The 15,138-nt window shown below is 62.7% G+C and carries 13 protein-coding genes and 1 pseudogene; 6 read left to right on the top strand and 8 right to left on the bottom strand.

From position 1 onward, the window contains the following. Window positions 1-31 precede the first annotated feature (31 nt). Window positions 32-1,084, bottom strand: a pseudogene (locus AB7M33_RS13020) (5-methyltetrahydropteroyltriglutamate--homocysteine S-methyltransferase); the annotation flags it as partial. Window positions 1,085-1,605: 521 nt separating this feature from the next. On the opposite strand from AB7M33_RS13020, the gene AB7M33_RS13015 reads away from it, so the two are divergent. After that, on the top strand, window positions 1,606-3,093 hold the full coding sequence (locus tag AB7M33_RS13015) for a methylenetetrahydrofolate reductase C-terminal domain-containing protein (protein ID WP_339551138.1): 1,488 nt from the start codon (window positions 1,606-1,608) through the stop codon (window positions 3,091-3,093). On the opposite strand, the gene yjiA is transcribed toward AB7M33_RS13015, so the two are convergent. The 3 genes from yjiA to AB7M33_RS13000 form a co-directional block, all read right to left on the bottom strand. Continuing rightward, the gene (gene yjiA, locus AB7M33_RS13010; protein WP_454242940.1) at window positions 3,053-4,030 is read right to left on the bottom strand and encodes a GTPase; all 978 of its coding nucleotides are present in this window, start codon (window positions 4,028-4,030) and stop codon (window positions 3,053-3,055) included. The genes AB7M33_RS13015 and yjiA overlap by 41 nt on opposite strands. Before the next feature lie 78 nt (window positions 4,031-4,108). Next, a complete protein-coding gene (locus AB7M33_RS13005; protein ID WP_027595234.1) occupies window positions 4,109-4,306 on the bottom strand; it encodes a YbdD/YjiX family protein in 198 nt (65 codons plus the stop codon). 17 nt (window positions 4,307-4,323) lie between these two features. Then, window positions 4,324-6,390: a carbon starvation CstA family protein gene (locus AB7M33_RS13000; RefSeq protein ID WP_012274172.1), complete on the bottom strand. Its 2,067-nt coding sequence runs from the start codon at window positions 6,388-6,390 to the stop codon at window positions 4,324-4,326. 164 nt (window positions 6,391-6,554) lie between these two features. Between AB7M33_RS13000 and AB7M33_RS12995 the strand changes: the two genes are divergently transcribed. Together AB7M33_RS12995 and AB7M33_RS12990 are read left to right on the top strand one after the other, a co-directional pair. Further along, on the top strand, window positions 6,555-6,917 hold the full coding sequence (locus tag AB7M33_RS12995; protein WP_099455305.1) for a PilZ domain-containing protein: 363 nt from the start codon (window positions 6,555-6,557) through the stop codon (window positions 6,915-6,917). 265 nt (window positions 6,918-7,182) lie between these two features. Beyond that, window positions 7,183-8,700, top strand: a complete 1,518-nt coding sequence (locus AB7M33_RS12990) for a nucleobase:cation symporter-2 family protein (protein WP_099430435.1) — start codon at window positions 7,183-7,185, stop codon at window positions 8,698-8,700. A 189-nt stretch (window positions 8,701-8,889) separates the two neighbouring features. Here AB7M33_RS12990 and radA read toward each other — a convergent pair whose 3' ends face one another. Further along, window positions 8,890-10,260 carry a DNA repair protein RadA gene (gene radA / locus AB7M33_RS12985; RefSeq protein WP_027595231.1) on the bottom strand — a complete coding sequence of 457 codons (1,371 nt, stop codon included), beginning with the start codon at window positions 10,258-10,260 and terminating at the stop codon, window positions 8,890-8,892. Window positions 10,261-10,436: 176 nt separating this feature from the next. Between radA and mscL the strand changes: the two genes are divergently transcribed. Then, entirely contained in the window at window positions 10,437-10,856 is a 420-nt protein-coding gene (gene mscL / locus AB7M33_RS12980; protein ID WP_027595230.1) for a large-conductance mechanosensitive channel protein MscL, read from the top strand. A gap of 32 nt (window positions 10,857-10,888) precedes the next feature. Here the strand turns inward: mscL and AB7M33_RS12975 are convergent, their stop codons facing one another. Further along, on the bottom strand, window positions 10,889-11,665 hold the full coding sequence (locus AB7M33_RS12975; protein WP_027595229.1) for a ferredoxin--NADP reductase: 777 nt from the start codon (window positions 11,663-11,665) through the stop codon (window positions 10,889-10,891). Between the two features lie 213 nt (window positions 11,666-11,878). Between AB7M33_RS12975 and AB7M33_RS12970 the strand changes: the two genes are divergently transcribed. Continuing rightward, on the top strand, window positions 11,879-12,586 hold the full coding sequence (locus tag AB7M33_RS12970) for an autoinducer binding domain-containing protein (RefSeq protein WP_454242939.1): 708 nt from the start codon (window positions 11,879-11,881) through the stop codon (window positions 12,584-12,586). Window positions 12,587-12,682: 96 nt separating this feature from the next. Beyond that, a complete protein-coding gene (locus AB7M33_RS12965; protein WP_454242938.1) occupies window positions 12,683-13,807 on the top strand; it encodes a methyltransferase in 1,125 nt (374 codons plus the stop codon). A 155-nt stretch (window positions 13,808-13,962) separates the two neighbouring features. On the opposite strand, the gene AB7M33_RS12960 is transcribed toward AB7M33_RS12965, so the two are convergent. Next, window positions 13,963-14,118 carry a DUF2474 domain-containing protein gene (locus AB7M33_RS12960; RefSeq protein WP_081717522.1) on the bottom strand — a complete coding sequence of 52 codons (156 nt, stop codon included), beginning with the start codon at window positions 14,116-14,118 and terminating at the stop codon, window positions 13,963-13,965. A gap of 9 nt (window positions 14,119-14,127) precedes the next feature. Then, window positions 14,128-15,135: a cytochrome d ubiquinol oxidase subunit II gene (gene cydB / locus AB7M33_RS12955; RefSeq protein ID WP_027595434.1), complete on the bottom strand. Its 1,008-nt coding sequence runs from the start codon at window positions 15,133-15,135 to the stop codon at window positions 14,128-14,130. Window positions 15,136-15,138: the final 3 nt, after the last annotated feature.

Genomic DNA, 15,138 nt, shown 5'->3' with positions numbered 1-15,138 from the left:
AAGCACCTCATCACACGGCAAGGAGGCGTTAGGCAGCCGCCACGTCAAAAGCCTCTGGCGCTTTGACGGCGTTGGCCAGCACGGCCACTTGCTGGCACTTCTGCACGGCCAGGCCCACCGAGCTGTGCAGCAGCGAGCAAGACGGCGCGACCCACAGGCGGTCACCCAGGCGTTCGGCGGCGTGCTGCAGGACGGTAACGGCTTTTTCCAGGTCGCCGGCCGTGTCGTCATAGCCGTTGACCAAGCCCAGCGACAGGACCTTGTAGGCGGGCAGGCGGTCGAGGATGGTGGGGTATTGGTCTGGGGCACGCACCAGGTCGATGTGCAGGCCATCGACTGGCAGGTTGGCCGCCAGGCCGAGGTTTTCTTCCAGGCCACCGAAGTAGGTGGTGATCAGTTTCTTCAGCGGTGCGCGCTGCAGGATGTTGTAGACGCGCTCGTAGGCGTTTTTCCATTCCTGCGGCAGGTCGAGCACCAGGATCGGCTCGTCGATCTGTACCCACTCGACGCCCTGCGCGGCCAGGCGATTGAAGATTTCGTCGTACAGCGGCAGCAGCCGATCGACCAGTTCCAGCTTGTCGAAGTCGGCGCCTTGGGTGGTGCCCAGCCACAGGTAGGTCAGCGGGCCGATCACCACGGGCTTGACCGCGTGGCCCAGGGCCTTGGCTTCTGCAACCTCTTCGAACAGCTGCTCCCAGCTCAGGGCGAACTGCTGGTCGGCGCTGAACTCAGGTGCCTGATAGTGATAGTGAGTGTCGAAGCACTGGGTCATTTCCTGGCCACGTGCCATGGCGAACAGGGTTTGCAGGGTTGGCTTGGCACCGTCGTGGCTGCGCAAACGCTCGGGCACAACGCCGAAGGTCAACGAGTGGGTGAGCACCTGGTCGCACCAGGCGAAGTCGCCCACGGGCAGCAGGTCGATACCTGCGTCTTTCTGTTCCTGCCAGTGGGTGGCACGCAGATCACGGCCTACCGCGCGCAGCCCGGCTTCGTCGAGCTCACCGTTGCAGAAGGCTTCCTGGGCGTTTTTCAGTTCGCGATCGTGGCCGATGCGCGCCAAACCCAGGTTGTGTGCCAGTGCCATGTCTTGCCCCTCTGAACGCAAAAGTGAATGCGGGAATTTTCGGGGCAACCGAGCCTTGAGACAAACTCATTTAATTTAAGATGAAATCAAGATTTCCTCATGTTTATGTGAGGTCTGTAGGAGCAGCCTTGTGCTGCGAAGAGGCCCTTACGGCTAATACATCTCTACCCGGCACACGGGCCTCTTCGCAGCGCAAGGCTGCTCCTACACAGAAGTGCGCATGACTGGATTTGGCAGTCACTGAGTTTTACGTGCGCGCCTGGAGGATCACGAACTTCGCATTGAACATCGGGCCTTGTAGGAGCAGCCTTGTGCTGCGAAGAGGCACTTATGGCTAATACGTCGCTACCCGGCATACGGGCCTCTTCGCAGCGCAAGGCTGCTCCTACACAGAAGCGCGTGAAAACACCGGTGCAGAGCACGGGGATGTCTTGTTCAGAGCAGCGCCCTACGCATGTGGACATGACCCTCTCGGCCATTTGCCGCACAATGCCACCCTGCCCCAATTCGGTGCCCGATCCATGAGCCTGCTGAAAACGGCGCTGCACGAAAAAACCTTCGTCTGCGTCATGGAGTTCGTCCCCAAGCCGTCGGCGGAACGCTTCGCCGCCATGCAAGCGATCATGGCCCGCGGGCACCTGTGTGGCTGGCCGATGACGGTGGCCATCGGTGATCGCGTCGGCAGCCCGCTGGACATGTCGCCCCTCGACGCCCTGGCCAGCTTCAGCTCGCCGGTGCCGGCCTTGCCGCACTTCTCGGGCAAGGACCGCGAACGCCACCACTTGCTCGCGCAACTGCAACGCATGGACGCCGATGGGCTGGACCAGTTACTGCTGCTCACCGGCGACCGCCTGCCCGGCCACCAACCTGGGCAGCGCCCGGTGCGCTACCTGGAATCGGTGGCCGCCCTGCAGATCGCACGCCAAGCCTGCCCGCACTGGCTGCTGGGTGCCGCGCTCAACCCGTTCAAGTACTGCGAGGAAGAAGGGGGGGCGCAGTACTTCAAAGCCGAGAAAAAACTCGCCGCAGGGGCCGATTTCCTGACCCTGCAACTGGGCTTCGATGCCAGCAAGCATCAGGAAGCCCAGGCGTGGATGAACCGTCAGCCCAACCCGAAACCTTTGCTGGCGTGCCTGATGAGCCTTACCCACGGGCGCGCCGCCATGCTCGATCACGTGGCCGGGGTGACGGTCAGCCCGTCCATGCGCGACATGCTCGAAGCCGAGGCCGCCGTGTCCAAGGCGTACGCACAGGCGCGCAGCGTCGACCGCCTGGCCCTGCAGGTCATCGGTGTGAAGTTGATGGGTTACGCCGGTGTGCACCTGTCGGGCATTCACGAACTCAAGCAGTTGCTGGCCCTGGAAGAACGCCTCGAACATTGGCAAGCGCAGCTCCATTCGCTGGAACAGTGGGCGCCCGCCTGGGCTGCCAGCTGGCAGGTGCACGGCCTGCCCGCCGTGGTCTTCCACCCCCCAGCAGCCAGCTGGCGCCAGGGCGAGTCGAAGGTCAGCGCGTCGAGCACAGAAAAAGCGCGCTACCACCTGCTGCACGCCTTCCATGCCCTGCTGTTCAGCCGCAACAACTGGCTGAGCAAGGCATTCGGCTGGGCCGTTCGCCAACCGCTGTGGGCCTCGGCCCCAGGCGCCCGCGTGCTGCACGGGGTGGAACGTGCGGTGAAACGCCCGTTGCTGGGCTGCGACACCTGCGGCCGCTGCCGCCTCGAAGACACCCTCTACATCTGCCCGGAAACCTGCCCCAAAGGCCTGGCCAACGGCCCCTGCGGCGGTACCTCGCTGAACCGCTGCGAATTCGGCGACCGCGAGTGCATCCACAGTGTCAAATACCGCACCGCCAAGGCCGTGCGGCAGACTGCCGTGCTGACTGAGCGCCTGATCCCGTGCATCGAGGTGCAAACCCGCCACCGCAGTTCATGGCCGGCCTGGTTCGCGGCTCAGGCGCCCCAGCGGCTCAAGGCTTGCTCAAAGCCTCGAACCCAGCCCGAATCGTAGCCTCGGGCAGTTCGTCGGCAATGAACACCATCACGCTTTCGCGTGCCTCGCCTGCTGCCCACTCGGCATCCCAGTCGAAGCCGTACAGTTTCAGCACGCCCTGAAACACCAGGCGACGGTCTTCGCCGGCAATGTTCAGCACGCCCTTGTAACGCAGCAACTGCTTACCATGGGTTTCCAGCAGTTCGTTCATGAAGTCGCTGAGCCGGTCGATGTCCAGCGGCGTGTCGGTACGCAGCACCAGGGTGGAGATGCGGTCCGGGGTGGCCGGTTTGAGCACCGGGCGCAGGGTGGGTTTAAGGCTGGCGCCCAAGTCGATATTGAGGTTGAAACCGCGCACATCGAGCAGCTCGGCCAAATCGATGCGCCCGTGCTCGACCACACGCACAGCGGCACGGCCGTTGATGCGCGACAGCCGCTCACGCAGGGCCTCCACCGCCGCCGGCTCGACCAGGTCAGTCTTGCTCAGCAACAGCCGGTCGGCAAAACCGACCTGGGCCTGGGCGATGGCCTGGGTCAGGTGCAGCTCGGCATGGGCGGCATCGACCAAGGTGATGATGCCGTCGAGGATGTAGCGGTCACGCAGGTCCTCGTCGATGAAAAAGGTCTGCGCCACCGGTGCCGGGTCGGCAAGGCCGGTGCACTCGATCACCAGGCGGTCGAAGGCGATCTCGCCAGCGTCCAGGCGTTCCAGCAGCAGGTACAAGGCACGGGTCAGGTCGCCATGAATGCTGCAACACACGCAGCCGTTGGCCAGGGTCATGACTTGCACCGGCTCGTCACCCAGCAGTTGGCTGTCGATGCCGGCCTCGCTGAACTCGTTTTCGATCACGGCGATCTTCAGGCCGTGCTCGGCCTTGAGCATGTGCTTGAGCAAGGTGGTCTTGCCGGCACCCAGAAAGCCGGTCAGTACAGTGACGGGGATAGGCGTTTGCACGCGAAGTACTCCTGAAGCTGAAAATGACTGTGGGAGCCCGGTTGCCCGGGCTCCCACAGGTTCACAGGTGTTGCAGGCTCAACAGCACTTGGGCCCGGACTTGCCACCGTAGCGCGCTTCCTGGCGTTCGCGGAAGAACGCCTCGTAGCTCATCACCGGTTTGTCCGGGTGCTTGTTCTGCATGTGTTCGACATAGTTGTCGTAGTCGGGCATGCCGACCATCAGGCGGGCTGCCTGCCCCAGGTACTTACCCAGTCGACCCAGGTCGTTGAACATAGCTGCAGTCCTCTCGTTTACGCGTCAGGCAGCGCCTGGAACGGGGTTTCCTTGTCGGTGCGTTCCTTGCGGCCGAGGGCGGCGTAGCCGACCTTGATGGCGAAGAACAGGATGCTGAAGACCACCAGCAGGAACAGAATCGTCAGGCCCGCGTTGGTGTAGGCGTTGAAGATCACGTGCTGCATCTGGCCGATGTCCTTGGCCGGGGCCAGTACTTGGCCAGCGTCCAGGGCGGTGCTGTACTTCTTGGCCAGGGCCAGGAAGCCCACGGCCGGGTTCGGGTCGAACAGCTTGATCAGGCCCGCAGCGGTGGTGCAAATCAGCAGCCACACAGCCGGCAGCAGGGTCACCCAGATGTAGCGCTGGCGCTTCATCTTGATCAGCACCACGGTACCCAGCATCAAGGCGATACCGGCCAGCATCTGGTTGGAGATACCGAACAGCGGCCACAAGGTGTTGATGCCACCCAGCGGGTCGATCACGCCTTGGTACAGCAAGTAGCCCCAGAGTGCCACGCAACCGGCGGTGGCGAGCAGGTTGGCGCCCCACGATTCGGTGCGTTTCAGGGCCGGTACGAAGCTGCCCAGCAGGTCTTGCAGCATGAAGCGGCCGGCACGGGTACCGGCGTCCACGGCGGTCAGGATGAACAACGCTTCGAACAGGATCGCGAAGTGGTACCAGAAGGCCATGGTGTTTTCACCCGGCAGCACCTGGTGAAGGATCTGTGCGATACCCACCGCCAAGGTTGGCGCACCACCGGCACGGGCCAGGATGGTGTGCTCGCCGATGTCGCGGGCGACCGCTTCGAGCTGCTCAGGGGTGATCAGGAAGCCCCAACTGCTGACCGTCTGCGCCACCGACGCCACGTCGGCACCGACCACGGCGGCCGGGCTGTTCATGGCGAAGTACACGCCCGGCTCGATCACCGAGGCGGCAACCATGGCCATGATGGCAACGAACGATTCCATCAGCATGCCGCCGTAGCCGATGTAACGGGCGTTGGTTTCGTTGTCCAGCAGCTTGGGCGTGGTGCCCGAAGAGATCAGCGCATGGAAGCCCGATACCGCACCACACGCAATGGTGATGAACAGGAACGGGAACAGGGTGCCCTTCCAGACCGGGCCGGTACCGTCGGTGAACTGGGTCAGGGCCGGCATTTTCAGCTCAGGCGCGATGATCAGGATACCGATGGCCAGGCCCACGATGGTGCCGATCTTGAGGAAGGTCGACAGGTAGTCACGCGGTGCCAATACCAGCCAGACCGGCAGTACGGCAGCGACGAAGCCATAACCCACCAGCATCCAGGTGATCTGCACGCCGGTGAAGGTGAACGCCGGGCCCCAGACCGGGTCTGCAGCGATCACGCCGCCGAGCCAGATCGATGCCAGCAGCAGCACCACGCCGACCACCGAGATCTCGCCAATGCGGCCCGGGCGGATGTAGCGCATGTAGATGCCCATGAACATCGCGATCGGGATGGTCGCCATCACCGTGAACATGCCCCATGGGCTCTCGGCCAGGGCCTTGACCACGATCAGCGCCAGCACCGCGAGGATGATGATCATGATCAGGAAGCAGCCGAACAAGGCGATGGTGCCGGGGATGCGGCCCATTTCCTCGCGCACCATGTCGCCCAGCGAGCGGCCATTGCGGCGGGTGGACATGAACAGGACCATGAAGTCCTGCACCGCACCGGCCAGCACCACACCGGCGATCAGCCAGAGTGTGCCGGGCAGGTAGCCCATCTGCGCGGCGAGTACCGGGCCGACCAGCGGGCCGGCGCCAGCGATGGCGGCGAAGTGGTGGCCGAACAGGATGTGTTTGTTGGTCGGGACGTAGTCCAGGCCATCGTTGTTGAGCACCGCCGGCGTAGCGCGGCGAGGGTCGAGTTGCATCACCTTGGTGGCGATGAACAGGCTGTAGTAGCGATAGGCGACCAAGTAGATGGCCACTGCCGCGACCACGATCCACAAGGCGTTGATCGCCTCACCGCGACGCAGGGCAACCACACCCAGCGCGCAGGCCCCTATGACTGCCAGCGCCAGCCACGGAATATGGCGTAGCAGGCTATTATTGTTGTTCATGGTTTGCTTCCAGCTGGTGGATTGGAAAGACCGCCTATCGAGTCTAGGGCGAGTCATCGCGCATTGCCACACTTGCTTTGGTCTAGAGCCTCTGCGGCCAGATTGCGGTACCTGATGTACCTACCATACTCACTATAGTCAGGTTGTCACCCGGAGAGTCCCCCATGAGCGATCACGACGAACGCCGCCGTTTTCAACGCATCGAGTTCGATGCAACGACCGAATTGCGCCAAGGCCTGCAGCGCTGGCCGACGAAGTTGCTGGACGTTTCACTCAAAGGCCTGCTGGTGGAACGGCCGGCGAACTGGGAAGCGGACTTGACGCAGGACTTCGAGGCAATTATCCACCTCGACCCTTCCACCCGGGTAGAGATGCAAGTGGAACTGCGCCACGAAGAACCCTCCCGCCTGGGCTTCGTTTGCCTCTACATCGACATCGATTCGATGACCCATTTGCACCGTCTTGTGGAATTGAACGTGGCCGACAGCACCGAAATGATGCGTGAGCTGCGTGAACTCATCGAATAATGGGATCTTTTAGCTAGCTAACATCCTCCCCACCCCGTGTTTCCTGTCTACCCAGACAGCTTTAAGCCTGGGTAGCAGTGCTTTGTACACACCCCTCTAGTACAGCCTCTGTCGACTTGGTACGCGTTCTGCATTGGGCTCTAGCACACCTTGCGAGCCTGCTTGTTCGCGCTCCGATCAAAATATTGTATACAATTGTTGTGGCAATCATTTGTAGGAAGTGTCTACAGTAGCGGCACAACAATAAACGCAGAGAGCCTGCTCCATGACTACGTCCCCTAGCACGTCTCCCGCCAAGCGCCCCGAGGATGAAAACCTCGGCCTTGGGGCCAACTTGGCCTATGGTCTGCAGCATGTGTTGACCATGTATGGAGGGATTGTCGCGGTACCCCTGATTCTGGGGCAGGCCGCAGGCCTGAACGGTGCCGAGATCGGCATGCTGATCGCCGCCTCGTTGTTTGCCGGTGGCCTGGCCACCTTGCTGCAGACGCTGGGCCTGCCGTTCTTCGGTTGTCAGCTGCCGCTGGTGCAGGGCGTGTCGTTCGCTGGCGTGGCAACCATGGGCGCGATCCTCAGCAGCGAGGGCGGCGGTGGCCTGCCAGGTGTGCTGGGCGCGGTCATGGCGGCCTCGTTCATCGGCTTCCTGATTACCCCCGTGTTTTCGCGCATTACCAAGTTCTTCCCGCCGCTGGTGACCGGTATCGTCATCACCACCATCGGCCTGACCCTGATGCCGGTGGCCGCACGCTGGGTGATGGGCGGCAACAGCGCCTCGCCGGAGTTCGGCAGCATGGCCAACATCGGCCTGGCGGCGCTGACCTTCGCCATCGTCCTGCTGCTGAGCAAGCTGGGCAGCGCGACCATCTCTCGTCTGTCGATTCTGCTGGCCATGGTGGTGGGTACCCTGATCGCCTGGGCGCTGGGCATGACCGATTTCAGCAAGGTCACCCAAGGCCCGATGTTCGCCTTCCCCACGCCGTTCCATTTCGGCATGCCGGAATTCCACATCGCCGCGATCCTGTCGATGTGCATCGTGATCATGGTGACCCTGGTGGAAACCTCGGCCGACATCCTTGCGGTGGGCGACATCATTGAAACCAAGGTCGACTCCAAGCGCCTGGGCAATGGCCTGCGTGCCGACATGGCGTCGAGCATCCTGGCGCCGATCTTCGGCTCGTTCACCCAAAGTGCCTTCGCCCAGAACGTCGGCCTGGTGGCCGTGACCGGGGTCAAGAGCCGTTATGTGGTGGCCACTGGTGGCGTGATCCTGGTGGTGCTCGGCCTGCTGCCGATCATGGGCCGGGTGATTGCCGCGGTACCCACCCCGGTACTGGGTGGCGCGGGCATCGTGCTGTTCGGCACCGTGGCGGCCAGCGGCATCCGGACCCTGTCCAAGGTCAGCTACAAGAACAACGTCAACCTGATCATCGTCGCCGCGTCGCTGGGCTTCGGCATGATCCCGATTGCCGCACCGACCTTCTACCACCACTTCCCGAACTGGTTCGAGACCATCTTCCACTCCGGCATCAGCTCGGCGGCGATCATGGCCATCCTGCTGAACCTGATCTTCAACCACTTCACAGCCGGTAATTCGGACCAGCAGTCGGTGTTCGCTGCGGCCTACGAGCGCACCATCCAGTATTCCGACATCTCCGCACTGCGCGATGGCGACTACTTCAAGGATGGCAAGCTGTTCGATGCGGAGGGTAATGAAGTGCCGATGATGGAGCTGGACGAGCATGGCAACGAGGCGCCCAGGCGCAGTGCGGTTGCCGAGCATTGACCGCTGATTGAGCGGTTACGCGGGGGGAGCCGATGCGCATCGTCGGCTCCCTTTTTTGTTTGCCTGTGCCGGCCTCTTCGCGGGTAAACCCGCTCCCACAGAGACCCCGCTGCCTCTGTGGGCTGCGCAAGACCTGTGGGAGCGGCGGTGCGGCGGTCCGACTTGCCCCGCGAAGAGGCCGGTGCAGGGCTACTCGAACAGGGCGTCCAAAGCCTGCTCCAGCCGGGTCACGGCAATCACCTGCAACCCCGCAGGCGGCTCCTTCGGCGCATTGCCCTTGGGCACGATGGCCCGCTTGAAGCCGTGCTTGGCCGCCTCTTTCAACCGCTCCTGGCCGCTGGGCACCGGCCGCACCTCACCCGACAGGCCAATTTCGCCAAACACCAGCAGCCCATGGGCCAACGGCCGGTTGCGCAAGCTGGACATCACCGCAGCCAGCAACGCCAGGTCAGACGCGGTTTCGAGTACCTTCACCCCGCCCACCACGTTAAGGAACACGTCCTGGTCGTGGGTGGGAATGCCGCCGTGGCGGTGCAGCACCGCCAGCAACATGGCCAACCGGTTCTGATCCAGGCCCAGGGTCACCCGGCGCGGGTTGGCCAGGTGGCTGTCATCGACCAGCGCCTGCACCTCAACCAGCATCGGCCGCGTGCCCTCCCAGGTGGCCATCACCACACTGCCCGGCACTTCTTCCTGGGTGCGGTTGAGGAAGATCGCCGACGGGTTCGAGACCTCCTTGAGGCCGCGGTCGGTCATGCCGAACACGCCCAGTTCGTTGACCGCGCCAAAACGGTTCTTAACCGCCCGCAGAAGCCGCAGGCGGCCATCGGACTCACCTTCGAAATACAGCACCGTATCGACCATGTGCTCGAGCACGCGCGGCCCGGCCAGCGAGCCTTCCTTGGTGACGTGGCCGACCAGAAAAATCGCCGTGCCGCTCTGCTTGGCGTAGCGCACCAGCAATGCCGTGCTCTCGCGCACCTGGGCCACGCCGCCGGGCGCCGATTGCAGTTGTTCGGTGAAAATGGTCTGGATCGAGTCGATGACCATGACCCGGGGTTTTTCCACACGGGCCGTGGCGATGATGGTCTCGATGCAGGTTTCGGTCATCACCTTGAGCTGGTCCTGGGGCAGGCCCAGGCGGCGTGAGCGCATGGCCACCTGCTGTTGCGACTCTTCGCCGGTGACGTACAGCGCGGGCATCTGCACCGCGATGTTGCACAACGTCTGCAGCAGGATGGTCGACTTGCCGATGCCTGGGTCACCCCCGATCAGCACCACCGAGCCGTCGACCAAGCCGCCGCCCAGTACGCGGTCCAGTTCGGTGCTGCTGGTGGTAAAACGCGGGATTTCTTCCACACTGACTTCGGCCAGTGTCTTGATCTGCGCCTGCTGCCCGGTCCAGCCGGCGCGGCCGCTGCTGGGCGCGGCCGCGCCGCCGCTTTCGATCATGGTTTCGACCAGGGTGTTCCAGGCCCCGCATTCACCGCACTGGCCGGCCCATTTGGGAAAGGTCGCGCCGCACTCGGTGCAGCCATACAAGCGCTTGGCCTTGGCCATGGGCGGATTCTCCTGGAAAAACCGCCATGATAGCCGAGCGAGACGTGTCTCGAACGCTTCGAGATGCGACAAAACTATTCGTTCTAACCACAGTCATTAGGGCTGTACCTAACGCATGAAGCGTTTAAGTGGCTTACACTGCGTTTACCTCACCATTTGTTACAAAGGAATCGAACATGGGCATGATCAGTGAGTTCAAGGCCTTCGCGGTCAAAGGCAATGTCGTCGACATGGCGGTCGGTATCATCATCGGCGCGGCCTTCGGCAAGATCGTCTCGTCCTTCGTGGGTGACGTGGTCATGCCGCCACTGGGGTTGTTGATCGGTGGCGTGGACTTCAGTGACCTGGCGATTACCTTGAAGGCTGCAGAAGGTGACATTCCGGCGGTGGTGCTGGCCTACGGCAAGTTCATCCAGACCGTGATCGACTTCGTGATCGTTGCGTTTGCCATCTTCATGGGTGTGAAGGCGATCAACCGCCTGAAGCGCGAAGAAGCGGTGGCACCGAGCGCGCCGCCCGTGCCAAGCGCTGAAGAAACGCTGCTGACCGAGATTCGTGACCTGCTCAAGACGCAGAACCAGAACCGCTTGCCCTGAAACGTACTGGGGCCGCATTGCGGCCCCGTGCATTACCAGTAGTTTTCCACCGCCACCTGCCCCGGCCGCTTGCTCAGGCTCAACTGCAGGTCACGCGCCTTGAGCACCTTTCGGGTTTCATCGATCATCTCCGGGTTACCGCAGAGCATGATGCGCGAATGCTCGGGCGACAGTTCCAGCCCCGCCGCCTTCTCCAGCTCACCATTCTCGATCAGCGTGGTAATACGTGCATTCAACGCACCGGGGTGCTGCTCGCGCGTGACCACCGGAATGAACTGCAACTTGCCGGCAAACTCGGCCAGGTAATCACGTTGCTCCAACCCGGCAATGTCGTCCACGTAGGCCAGCTCCTTCGCCTCGCGTACCGAGTACACCAGTTTGATGCTGTCAAACCGCTCCCAGGCCTCGAAGTCCTGCAGGATGGACATGAACGGTGCGATGCCGGTGCCGGTGGCCAGCAGCCACAGGTCGCGGCCGCCGATGAAGCGGTCAAGGGTCAGAAAACCAAAGGCCTGCCGGTCGATCAGCAAGCTGTCACCTTCGCCCAACCGGCTCAGTTCACTTGTGAACTCCCCGCCGGGCACCACGATCGAGAAGAAGTCGAGGTACTCGTCATGGGGAGCGCTGACCATGGAATAGGCGCGCCAGACTACACTGCCATCGGCCTTGGTCACGCCAAGGCGAGCGAACTGGCCGGCACGGAAGCGAAAACCCGAATCGCGCGTGACCCGCAGGCTGAAGAGGTTCGGCGTCAATGGCTGAACATCGAGCAGTGTCTGGCGGGTGAACTTTTCGGCGCTGGCGGTCATATCGGGCTCCAAGGTTGACGTGCGCACAGTGTCGCGCAAAGCGGCCTGGATAAAAACCACCGGTTTGTAAGGCCTCACCACGCCGATGCTGCCGATGACGCAGATAATCCTGATCGCTATAACAAAAAATCCCAACGCTACACTAGGTCTTTTCCTACAATGATGCGGGTATGCAAACGGATTGGATCCTGTTGCCCCTTCGGAGTGTCACAGATGCATCACTGGAAGCCTGAGCATCTTCACCATTTTGTCAGCGAGCGATCCCCACGGAAGTTGTTCGATATCGCTGTGCACCTGGTGCAGGACCTGGGCATGCAACACCTCGGGCTGAACATCCGCATCCAAATCGCCACCCAGACGCCCCGGGTGTACCTCTACAGCAACTACCCCGCCGAGTGGATCGAGCGCTATCAGCGCGATGAGCTCTACATGCAGGACCCTGCCGCACGCGTAAGCCATTGCCAAACCATGCCCGTACTCTGGACCGACGAGCTGTACCGTGAAGCCCCGCACTTTCGCGAAGTAGCCTGCGAACATGGCCTGCGTCATGGCTGGACGCAGTCGCTGCACGACGTGCAACACAACGAGAGCCAGGTGAGCGTCGCCAGGCCGGCGGGCAGAATAGCGATCAACGAACTCTATGAAAAAGGCGGCAGCGTGCAGTGGCTGTGCCACACCCTGCACGCCGTGCTGTGCGAGCACCACCTGAACGCCCTCTGCCCACCCCAGCCGAAAATGAGCGAGCGGGAACTGGAAGTGCTGAAATGGTCGGCCGCCGGCAAGACTGCCGCCGACGTCGCCTGCATCCTGTCGCTGTCGCAAAGCACGGTAAACTTCCACATCCGCAGCGTGATCACCAAGACCAACGCCGCCAACAAGGCCGGCGCCATCGCCATTGCCGCCCTGCGTGGGTGGATCTGACAGCCATTTCTGCGACCATCGGCAAAGCCCTGTAGAATTGCGCGGCAAAGCCCGTGGCGATCCGCAACGGGCAGATTCGTACCCGAGCCAGACGCCATGCCCTTGTTGACCACCCCCTACGCCGAACTCGACCTGATCCGCCAGCCGGACCAGGCCAACGACCCGCTGCAGGCCTTCGATGCCGCCGACGAGTACCTGCTCGCGCAACTGCATGAGCAGGCGCCTGACGCGAACTGCCGGGTACTGGTGCTCAATGACAGCTTTGGCGCCTTGGCTGCCAGCTTGGCTGGGCAACTTGCGGTGGTCAGCAGCGGCGACTCGCACCTGGCGCACCTGGCCCTGGAAAAAAACCTCGCCCGCAACGGCAAGCCGTTCGACAGCGTGCCGTTCGTGCCGGCCAGTGAGCGGTGGCAGGGCCCGTTCGACCGCGTACTGGTGCGTGTGCCCAAGACCCTGGCCTTGCTCGAAGAGCAACTCATCCGCCTGCAGGGCCACCTGGCGCCCGGCGCGCAGGTGATCGCCGGGGCGATGATCAAGCACCTGCCACGCGCGGCGGGTGACCTGATGGAGAAGTACATCGGCCCGGTACAGGCCTCGCTGGCGCAAAAAAAGGCCCGCCTGCTGACGGCCACCGTTGCCGAGCGCCCGACTGCGCGCTCGCCCTACCCTAGCCGCTATCAGCTCGAATCGCCGGCGCTGGAACTGGTCAACCACGCCAATGTGTTCTGCCGCGATGGCCTGGATATCGGCACCCGCGCGTTTCTCCCCCACCTGCCGCGCAACCTGGGCGCCGCCCGTGTCGCGGACCTGGGCTGTGGCAACGGCGTGTTGGCGATCGCCAGTGCCCTGGATAACCCTGAGGCGCATTACACGCTGGTCGACGAGTCGTACATGGCGGTGCAATCGGCGCGCGAAAACTGGCAGGCAGCGCTGGGCGAGCGCCCGGCAGTGATGCTGGCGGCCGATGGCTTGGCAGGGGTGGAAAAACAATCGCTGGACGTGGTGCTGTGCAACCCGCCGTTCCACCAACAGCAAGTGGTCGGCGACTTCTTGGCCTGGCGCATGTTCCAGCAGGCCCGCGAGGCATTGGTGGTGGGGGGTGCGCTGTACATCGTCGGTAACCGCCACCTGGGTTACCACAGCAAACTGGCGCGGCTGTTCCGCGGGGTTGAACAAGTAGCGGCGACGCCGAAGTTCGTGATCCTCAAGGCCCGCAAGTAACAATCTGCGACTGCCAAACTCCAGCCATGCGCAACCCAGGTAGGAGCAGCCTTGCGCTGCGAAGAGGCCGGTGACAGCAGCGAAAATCTACGTGCTGCCACTGGCCTCTTCGCAGCACAAGGCTGCTCCTACAAGGAAGGGCTAAACCCTTTTGATCAATGGGTGGTGAGGCCAGCTGCCCCCATGAACAGGCGCATCACATAGGCCGCCACACCCAGGGCCGCCACACTCATTGCCCAGATCAGCACCAGCCAACCCAGGCGCTGCCACAGTGGCTTCTTCTCTTCCAAGCCATGCTTGCCGGTCATCATGCGCGCCTCCTAGTGATAGCCGTCTTCATGGGTCACCTTGCCGCGGAACACGTAGTAGCTCCAGAAGGTGTACCCCAGGATGAACGGCAGGATGAACAACGTACCCACCAGCATGAACCCTTGGCTCTGCGGCGGCGCCGCGGCATCCCAGATCGAGATCGACGGCGGGATGATGTTCGGCCATACGCTGATGCCCAGGCCGCTGTAACCGAGGAAGATCAGCACCAAGGTCAGCAGGAACGGCGTGTAGTTGGCATTGCGCGCGACCGCCTTGAGCAACCCGTAGAAGGTCACCAGCACCAGGATCGGCACCGGCATGAACCAGATCAGGTTAGGCATGCTGAACCAGCGGTCGGCGATTTGCGGGTAGGCGATCGGCGTCCACAGGCTGACGATACCGATCACCACCAGCAGCACCAGCGCCAGCGGCTTGGCCAGGTCATGCATCTGCAATTGCAGCGGCCCTTCGGTCTTCATGATCAGCCACGTGCAGCCCAGCAGGGTGTAGGCGACAATCAGGCCCAACCCGCTGAACACACTGAACGGGGTCAGCCAGTCGAGGGTGCCACCGGCATAGTGGCGGTCAACCACCTTGAAGCCCTCGATGAACGCGCCCAGCGCAACGCCCTGGAAGAAGGTCGCGATCAACGAACCCCAAATGAACGCCTTGTCCCAGATGTGCCGCTTGTCATCCTTGGCCTTGAAACGGAACTCGAAGGCCACGCCGCGGAAGATCAAGCCGATCAGCATGAGGATCAGCGGCAGGTACAAGGCTTCGAGCACCACCGAATAGGCCATCGGGAAGGCCCCGAACAGCCCGGCGCCGCCCAGCACCAGCCAGGTCTCGTTGCCGTCCCACACGGGGGCGACGGTGTTCATCATCACATCACGGTCACGCTCGCCCTTGACGAAGGGGAAGAGCATGCCGATGCCCAGGTCGAAACCATCCATCACCACGTACATCATGACGCCGAAGATGATGATCACGGCCCAGATCAGCGGAAGGTCGATACCCATGGC

It is taken from the genome of Pseudomonas sp. Y3 TE3536 (genome assembly GCF_053629175.1).
This window is presented reverse-complemented; position numbering and strand designations above follow the sequence as displayed.

Coding starts and splice junctions, on each gene's coding strand:
- AB7M33_RS13015 (WP_339551138.1), top strand. CDS start 1,606: ATGAGCCTGCTGAAAACGGCGCTGCACGAAAAAACCTTCGTCTGCGTC.
- AB7M33_RS13005 (WP_027595234.1), bottom strand. CDS start 4,306: ATGTTCAACGACCTGGGTCGACTGGGTAAGTACCTGGGGCAGGCAGCC.
- AB7M33_RS13000 (WP_012274172.1), bottom strand. CDS start 6,390: ATGAACAACAATAATAGCCTGCTACGCCATATTCCGTGGCTGGCGCTG.
- AB7M33_RS12995 (WP_099455305.1), top strand. CDS start 6,555: ATGAGCGATCACGACGAACGCCGCCGTTTTCAACGCATCGAGTTCGAT.
- AB7M33_RS12990 (WP_099430435.1), top strand. CDS start 7,183: ATGACTACGTCCCCTAGCACGTCTCCCGCCAAGCGCCCCGAGGATGAA.
- radA (WP_027595231.1), bottom strand. CDS start 10,260: ATGGCCAAGGCCAAGCGCTTGTATGGCTGCACCGAGTGCGGCGCGACC.
- mscL (WP_027595230.1), top strand. CDS start 10,437: ATGGGCATGATCAGTGAGTTCAAGGCCTTCGCGGTCAAAGGCAATGTC.
- AB7M33_RS12975 (WP_027595229.1), bottom strand. CDS start 11,665: ATGACCGCCAGCGCCGAAAAGTTCACCCGCCAGACACTGCTCGATGTT.
- AB7M33_RS12970 (WP_454242939.1), top strand. CDS start 11,879: ATGCATCACTGGAAGCCTGAGCATCTTCACCATTTTGTCAGCGAGCGA.
- AB7M33_RS12965 (WP_454242938.1), top strand. CDS start 12,683: ATGCCCTTGTTGACCACCCCCTACGCCGAACTCGACCTGATCCGCCAG.
- AB7M33_RS12960 (WP_081717522.1), bottom strand. CDS start 14,118: ATGATGACCGGCAAGCATGGCTTGGAAGAGAAGAAGCCACTGTGGCAG.
- cydB (WP_027595434.1), bottom strand. CDS start 15,135: ATGGGTATCGACCTTCCGCTGATCTGGGCCGTGATCATCATCTTCGGC.